This window comes from Enterococcus sp. DIV1444a, assembly GCF_051712125.1.
Taxonomy (GTDB): Bacteria; Bacillota; Bacilli; order Lactobacillales; family Enterococcaceae; genus Enterococcus; species Enterococcus faecalis.
Map to the genome: position 1 here is coordinate 2395933 of NZ_JBIOOG010000001.1, position 6568 is coordinate 2402500.

Annotated in this window: 8 protein-coding genes (1 of these 8 cut by a window edge); all 8 read right to left on the reverse strand. The window is 37.9% G+C overall.

Translation table 11 applies throughout. The features are described 5' to 3' along the window. Positions 1 to 930, reverse strand: a complete 930-nt coding sequence (gene fabD, locus IGI87_RS11560; protein WP_104855054.1) for an ACP S-malonyltransferase — start codon at positions 928 to 930, stop codon at positions 1 to 3. A gap of 32 nt (positions 931 to 962) precedes the next feature. Then, complete coding sequence (fabK, locus tag IGI87_RS11565; protein ID WP_104855055.1) at positions 963 to 1919, reverse strand: enoyl-[acyl-carrier-protein] reductase FabK; 957 nt, start codon at positions 1917 to 1919, stop codon at positions 963 to 965. A 136-nt stretch (positions 1920 to 2055) separates the two neighbouring features. Continuing rightward, positions 2056 to 2283 carry an acyl carrier protein gene (locus tag IGI87_RS11570; protein ID WP_002356278.1) on the reverse strand — a complete coding sequence of 76 codons (228 nt, stop codon included), beginning with the start codon at positions 2281 to 2283 and terminating at the stop codon, positions 2056 to 2058. Between the two features lie 52 nt (positions 2284 to 2335). After that, the gene (locus tag IGI87_RS11575; RefSeq protein WP_280212132.1) at positions 2336 to 3301 is read right to left on the reverse strand and encodes a beta-ketoacyl-ACP synthase III; all 966 of its coding nucleotides are present in this window, start codon (positions 3299 to 3301) and stop codon (positions 2336 to 2338) included. 15 nt (positions 3302 to 3316) lie between these two features. Continuing rightward, a complete protein-coding gene (fabT, locus tag IGI87_RS11580) occupies positions 3317 to 3757 on the reverse strand; it encodes a fatty acid biosynthesis transcriptional regulator FabT (RefSeq protein WP_002362455.1) in 441 nt (146 codons plus the stop codon). Between the two features lie 389 nt (positions 3758 to 4146). Next, the gene (locus IGI87_RS11585; protein ID WP_002379802.1) at positions 4147 to 4377 is read right to left on the reverse strand and encodes a YkuJ family protein; all 231 of its coding nucleotides are present in this window, start codon (positions 4375 to 4377) and stop codon (positions 4147 to 4149) included. Positions 4378 to 4477: 100 nt separating this feature from the next. Next, positions 4478 to 5368, reverse strand: a complete 891-nt coding sequence (locus IGI87_RS11590) for an NAD(P)-dependent oxidoreductase (protein WP_104855058.1) — start codon at positions 5366 to 5368, stop codon at positions 4478 to 4480. Between the two features lie 72 nt (positions 5369 to 5440). Further along, positions 5441 to 6568, reverse strand: the 3' portion of a protein-coding gene (bgsB, locus tag IGI87_RS11595; protein WP_104858166.1) for a cell wall glycolipid biosynthesis glucosyltransferase BgsB. It continues 96 nt past the right edge of the window; 1128 of the gene's 1224 nt are visible here — the last part of the coding sequence; the start codon falls outside the window, past its right edge; it ends in the stop codon at positions 5441 to 5443.

A 6568-nucleotide genomic window follows, 5' to 3' on the forward strand; every position in this document is an offset into this window, starting at 1 on the left:
TTACCTCCCAGTAAGTGCTGTTAAAGTTTCTGTGAATGTTGCAACATCTTCCACACGGTGCATTTCAATTGTTTTGTCAATTTTTTTAACAAAACCAGTTAATGTTTTCCCTGGACCAACTTCAATCATCGTTCCTACGTTCATAGCCTTCATCGTTTCGATACTGTCTTCAAAACGCACCGCAGACATGACTTGCTTTTCCAATAACGCTTGAATTGCCTCTTGTGGCATAATTTCGGCAGTCGTATTACTAATGACAGGAATTTGCATCGTTTGAAAGTCCAATTTCGCTAAATCCTGAGCCAATTTTTTTGATGCTGGTTGTAACAGTGCCGTATGGAAAGGGCCACTCACATTTAACGGAATCATTCGCTTCACACCAGCTTCTTTGAGAAGTGTCATCGCTTGATTAACAGCAGCAACCTCACCACCAATCACGATTTGTTGTGGTGTATTATAATTTGCTGGAGCCACAATTCCGAAAGCACTGGCTTCTTGACAGGCTTTTTCAATTACTTCACGCTCAGCATTCATGACAGCAACCATTTTGCCAGTTCCTTGTGGTGCTGCGTCTGTCATGTACTGTCCGCGCTTTTGGACCAAGGCCACTGCTTCTGAAAAACGCAAAGCCCCGCTGGCAACCAAAGCACTATATTCCCCTAAGCTTAAACCCGCTACGACATCAGGCGTTAGTCCTTTTTGTTTCAAAAGACGATAAAATGCGACACTGACTGTCAAAATAGCAGGTTGCGTGTATTCTGTTTCATTTAAACGTTCATTTTCAGTAAAACAAAGTTCTGCCATCTCATAACCTAAGATATGACTTGCTTCATCGAAGGTTTCCCGAACAATCGCTTCTTGGTGATATAATTCTTCACCCATCCCTTGATACTGGGCTCCTTGTCCACTAAATAAAATCGCTGTTTTCATACGACACCTCATTTTTTGTTAAAATTATTCACTTAGCCCCAACGCTGATTCATCTTATGTACACTCGCTTTGTATTCAGACATGAGTGAATCAATGATTTCTTGGGCTGTTTCTTCTTTTTTTATTAACCCGGCAATTTGTCCCGCCATGACGGAACCGTAATCCATATCCCCGTCAACGACAGCTTTGCGCAAAGCGCCTTGCCCAATCTTTTCAAACATTTCTAAATCAGGAACTTCTTTTTGGAGTTCTTGTTTTTCTAATTGATTATATTGAGCGGTTAATTTATTTTTTAAAGTACGCACTGGATGGCCAAAATGTTGGCAGGTAATTACTGCATCTAAATCACGTGCCTTTAAAACTTTCTGTTTATAATCTGGATGAACGTTGCATTCTTTGGCAATTAAAAAGCGTGTACCTAACTGGACTGCTTCAGCACCTAACATAAAGGCAGCAGCCATACCACGACCATCACCAATCCCACCTGCTGCAATCACAGGAATTGACACAGCGTCAACGATTTGCGGTAAGCCACTCATAGTGGTTAACTTTCCGATATGTCCACCAGCTTCCATTCCTTCAAAAATGACAGCATCGGCACCAATTTTTTCCATTCTTTTTGCTAAAGCAACAGAAGGAACTACTGGAATTACTTTAATATTATGTTCTTTAAAACGAGCCATGTATTTGGCTGGATTGCCCGCACCTGTCGTAACGACAGGAATCTGTTCTTCACAAACCAAATCGACAATTTCATCTACAAAAGGTGAAAGTAACATGATATTGACACCAAAGGGTTGCTCCGTTAATTCTTTAACTTTTTTAATTTCTTTTTTTACGACTTCTTTTGGGGCATTGCCGCCAGCAATAATCCCTAATCCACCAGCGTTTGACACGGCACTTGCTAATGAAGCATCGGCTACCCAAGCCATACCGCCTTGAAAAATGGGATAATTAATTCCAAGCAACTCACATAACTGTTGATTCATTGATTTTATACGTCCTTTAGTTCTAAGATAAGTACACTTCATTCAAGTAAAAAAGGATTTTTCCGGCTTATTTACTTGTTTTTTTAGGGACTGGGTCATTTAGCAATTAAATGTCCCAGCCCCCTATTTTCATGTATTAGTTTGCTTGTTGTTTTTCTACATATGTTACTAAATCTTGAACGGTTTGGATGCCATCTTCTGTTTCGATTTTCACATCAAATTCATCTTCGATTTCGTTAATGATTTGGAATAAATCTAAGCTATCCGCGTCTAATTCTTCTTGAATGTTTGTAGTTAATTGGACCTCTTCAGCATCTTTTCCTAATTCTTCTACGATAATTGCTTGAATTTTTTCAAATACCATGTGTATATTCCTCCAAAATAGTCATTTTCTTCATTTATATGTGAACAGTTTTTTACAGCGTTAGGAGCAGTGAGCCCCATGTTAAGCCGCCGCCAAATCCTGTTAGCACCACGCGTTGCTGGGAACCTAAAATTAAGGTCCCATTTTCAACTGCTTCATCCAGCAAAATGGGAATGCTAGCAGCTGAGGTATTGCCATATTTATCCATATTCGTTAAAAACTTCTCGCGGGAAATCTTCGTCTTACGTGCAATTTTATCGATAATGCGCACATTTGCTTGATGTAGCAGAAGATAATCCACGGTTTCGTCCGTCACGAGTGATAAAATATTTTGTGAAACATCTTTGATCGCAAAATCAAAAATACTACGTCCTTCCATCTGTAGCGTCTTGCTAGCTTGCTCTTGCCCCTGATAAAAAGGACTTTCATTGTTCGTGTAGCCTGACGTTAAAGCCGCCCAGCGTTGCCCGTCTGCTTGTAATTTTTCATTTAGAAAATGCGGTGTCTCAGCCGCTTCAATCAAAACGCCGGCAGCCCCATCACCGAAAAGCACCGCTGTGGAGCGATCGGTCCAATCTAACATTTTGGAAAATGTTTCGCCACCGATTACTAGACCTGTTTGATAACGACCACTTAGGACTAGTTTTTCTGCCATGCTTAAGGCATAGACAAAACCAGAACATGCTGCACTGATGTCAAAAGCAAAGGCCTCAGTAGCACCAATTGCGCCTTGCACTTGGCAAGCAACAGAAGGCATATTGAAATCTGGTGTCACTGTTGCGACTAAAATAAAGTCAATCTCACTTGCTTGCTTTCCAGATTTTTCCAATAACTGTTTTGCGACTTGATGACATAAATCAGACGTATTTTCTTGCGTAACGATGCGACGTTCACTAATGCCTGTTCGCGAATGTATCCATTCATCAGAGGTATCCATCATTTCACTCAGTTGGTGATTCGTGACACAATTCTCTGGAACATAACGGCTTGTACAACTAATTCGTGCATAATTCTTCATGGGGATCCTCACTTTTTATTTGTATTCTTGCAAGAAATCATGAAGATTTTTCAGGGCTCTTAACAGCGCTTGTTCTTCTTCTTGCTCCATGCCTTTCAAAATGTTTTTAACCATTTCACGATGAAAATGCTGATGGACTCTAAAAAGTAATTTTCCTTTTTTGGTTAAGCCAAGTTTTACTACACGTCGATCATCTTCACTACGCAAACGTTCAACATAGCCTTTTTTAACTAAGTTGTTAATTGCTACAGTAAGTGTTCCGACGGTAATTGACAGTTCTTTGGCTACTTCTGAAGACGTTTTTTTCTTGTACATACCAATTGCTTCGATTGTGTGCATCTCCGTAATGGATAAATCATTAAATTGTGATTTTTTCAATTCAGATTCTTCAATCGTTAAGATGTCATTAAAGACACTGACTAAGTAATCATTGACTGTTTCTAAATTAGGTTCCATTCTGTGCACCATCCATATACTTTGATTATCAAAACATTTGATGTTCAAACTATATCGTAAATAAGCAAAGAATGCAAGAGAATTTTCTATATTTTTAATGAAATATTCTTCAAATATTTCAAAAAAGGTAATTTTTCAAGGGACGGGGCTTTTAAAAAAAGTATCAATTACTTTGATACCCAAACTATTTTCACAGAAAAAGGAAAGAAGTGCAACTAAAAAGCATCACTGGCACTCCCCTGATTGAGAAGTGCCAGTGATTTTTGTTATATAATTCTTAAACTCCCACTAAGCTACTGCTACAACTTGACTGGATAATACGAGAAGAGAGTGAACCAGAAGCTTTGGTGCTTCTACTCCACTCCCTTATTAAAATGTAGGACGATTAATTATTGAATTAAGTCGTAAATTTCCATTGCTACAATATCGATGTTATCGAATTGATAGCTTTGGTGCGTATCAGATTCTGTTAATTCAAATGTTTCTGTTGATTTATCAAAACTTACAATACATTTCTCTACGCCTTCACGTTCAAAGCGGCGTACTTGTACTTCATTATCTGCTGCTTCGATCATTGCTTCCAGTCTCTTAATAATCGCCACAAGTTGTGAGTGTTTCATCAGTGGGCCTCCTTTTGCAAACTAGTTCTGTACCATTGTAACAAAACATTGCCTAACTTGCATGATTTTTCGTCATTTTTTTTGATTTTTTTGTTGTTCTTTAATTTTTATTAGTTGGTTGCTTGCCGTCTGTCCACCAAAGCTTAATTAGGGCCTGTGTGCCATCATTTTCAAACCCTTTATCTGCAAGGCTTTCATATAATTCTGTCGCTTTTTGCGTCGCTGGTAATGGAAGGTCAAGTTTTTTTGCTTCATCTAAGGCAATCTTTAAATCTTTGATAAAATGTTTAACAAAAAAGCCTGGCGTATAATCTTCTTTTAAAATACGCGGTCCATAATTACTCAATGACCAGTTCGCAGCACTGCCACCACCAACCGTTTCCAGAACTTTTTCTAAAGTTAATCCTGTCGCATTTGCGTATACGAGCATTTCAGTCAAGCCAGTCATAGTACCTGCAATCATTAACTGATTCGCCATCTTAGTGTGTTGCCCTTTTCCAGCTGAGCCATGTAGCATAAACGTTTTACCAAATGTTTTGAAAATTGGTAAGACGGTGTCATAACTTTCTTGATCGCCACCAACCATAATTGTTAAGGTTCCATTTTTAGCACCTAAGTCACCACCAGAAACTGGCGCATCCAACGCATGAGCACCCACTTCTTCTGCCTTTTTGGCAATCTTTTCAGCCAGGGTCGGCGTACTTGTAGTTAAATCTACTACTATTTTACCTGTAAGATCTGCTTGAAAAATCCCTGTTTCGTTAAAATACACGCCTTCAACATCTGAAGGAAAGCCAACCATTGTAAAAATGATATCGCTCGCTTCCGCAATTGCTTTGGGCGTATCATACCAAACTGCTCCTTCTGCAACTAAATCATCTGTTTTACTTTTTGTTCGATTGTAAACATTGACAGATAAATTATTTTTCATCATGTTACGAATAATTGATTTTCCCATGACACCCGTTCCAATAAAGCCGATTTTAGACATAGTAGCTTCCTCCGTTCTTAAAATAAAAAACTTTCCTCCTTCAGTATAAACGAAGGAGGAAAGTTTTGCAGTTTATTTTCTTAAAGATGTAAATTTTACTTTAATTTTTTTTATTGAGTCCGTATTTTCTTTTTCCATTTGAAGTTGATCAAAGTAAATCAGTGTATCTTGATAAAATTCAATCATTTTATTGCCAAAGTTTGTAGAAGAAATTTCAAATAATTTTTCATCTAAAATGGTTTGATCCATTTTAATATTTGCTTGTATATAGTCAATCAATGTTGGAGCAAAGTCACTGTCTGTCTTAAAAGTTTTGCCTAAGCTTTCATGATCAAATAAATTATTTAAATAGGCGTTCCCTTCTGCAACACATTGAACGCCAGCAGCCATCGCTTCTGTATAAGTTAAGCCTTGTGTTTCCGACGTTGAGGCGCTGACAAAATAGTCTGCAGCTTTATAATAAATGGCGACTTCTTCATTTGGCACTTCACCAGTAAATTGAACGTATTCACTGACTTCTAGTTCTTCTGCTAATTCTTTTAAATCCTCTAAATAAGGACCATTTCCAACTATTACTAGACGAGTTTGTGGTAATTTTTCAATAACTTGTGGTAATCCTTGAATAATTGCTTGAATATTTTTTTCATAAGAAATTCGACTTAACGATAACAACATAATCTGTTGCTCTTCAATACCTAGTTGTTGACGCATTCCAGCGATCATTTCTTCGGTAATATCGGGACGTAAAAACTTATCAATTTCGATGCCAGTTGGAATAATTCTCATTGGTGCAGTCACCCCATAATCCCGTAATTTTTCAATTACACGTTCACTAGGACAAACAACACCTGTTGTATGATTTGTAAAAACTCTTGAAAAGAATTTAACATGTGATGGACGGACAACTTTTCCTTTAGCAATATAATGTAAGTAATCTTCATACATTGTATGATACGTATGGATGACAGGAATTTTCATTTTTTTCCCAACCATTTTCCCTAAAATACCCGCACCAAATTCAGTATGTGTATGAATTAAATCTAATTCCAATTCTTTGGCAATTAAATAGGCGTACCACATGCCGCGTACCACTACTCGGCGATCTTTAAAAGACACAAACGGCACACTAGGCATTCGTATGACATCTTCTTCAAAATCAGTCGCGTTAGGATCAGTTGTCGTAAAAATATACACTTCATG

Coding starts and splice junctions, on each gene's coding strand:
- fabD (WP_104855054.1), bottom strand. CDS start 930: ATGAAAACAGCGATTTTATTTAGTGGACAAGGAGCCCAGTATCAAGGG.
- fabK (WP_104855055.1), bottom strand. CDS start 1,919: ATGAATCAACAGTTATGTGAGTTGCTTGGAATTAATTATCCCATTTTT.
- IGI87_RS11570 (WP_002356278.1), bottom strand. CDS start 2,283: ATGGTATTTGAAAAAATTCAAGCAATTATCGTAGAAGAATTAGGAAAA.
- IGI87_RS11575 (WP_280212132.1), bottom strand. CDS start 3,301: ATGAAGAATTATGCACGAATTAGTTGTACAAGCCGTTATGTTCCAGAG.
- fabT (WP_002362455.1), bottom strand. CDS start 3,757: ATGGAACCTAATTTAGAAACAGTCAATGATTACTTAGTCAGTGTCTTT.
- IGI87_RS11585 (WP_002379802.1), bottom strand. CDS start 4,377: ATGAAACACTCACAACTTGTGGCGATTATTAAGAGACTGGAAGCAATG.
- IGI87_RS11590 (WP_104855058.1), bottom strand. CDS start 5,368: ATGTCTAAAATCGGCTTTATTGGAACGGGTGTCATGGGAAAATCAATT.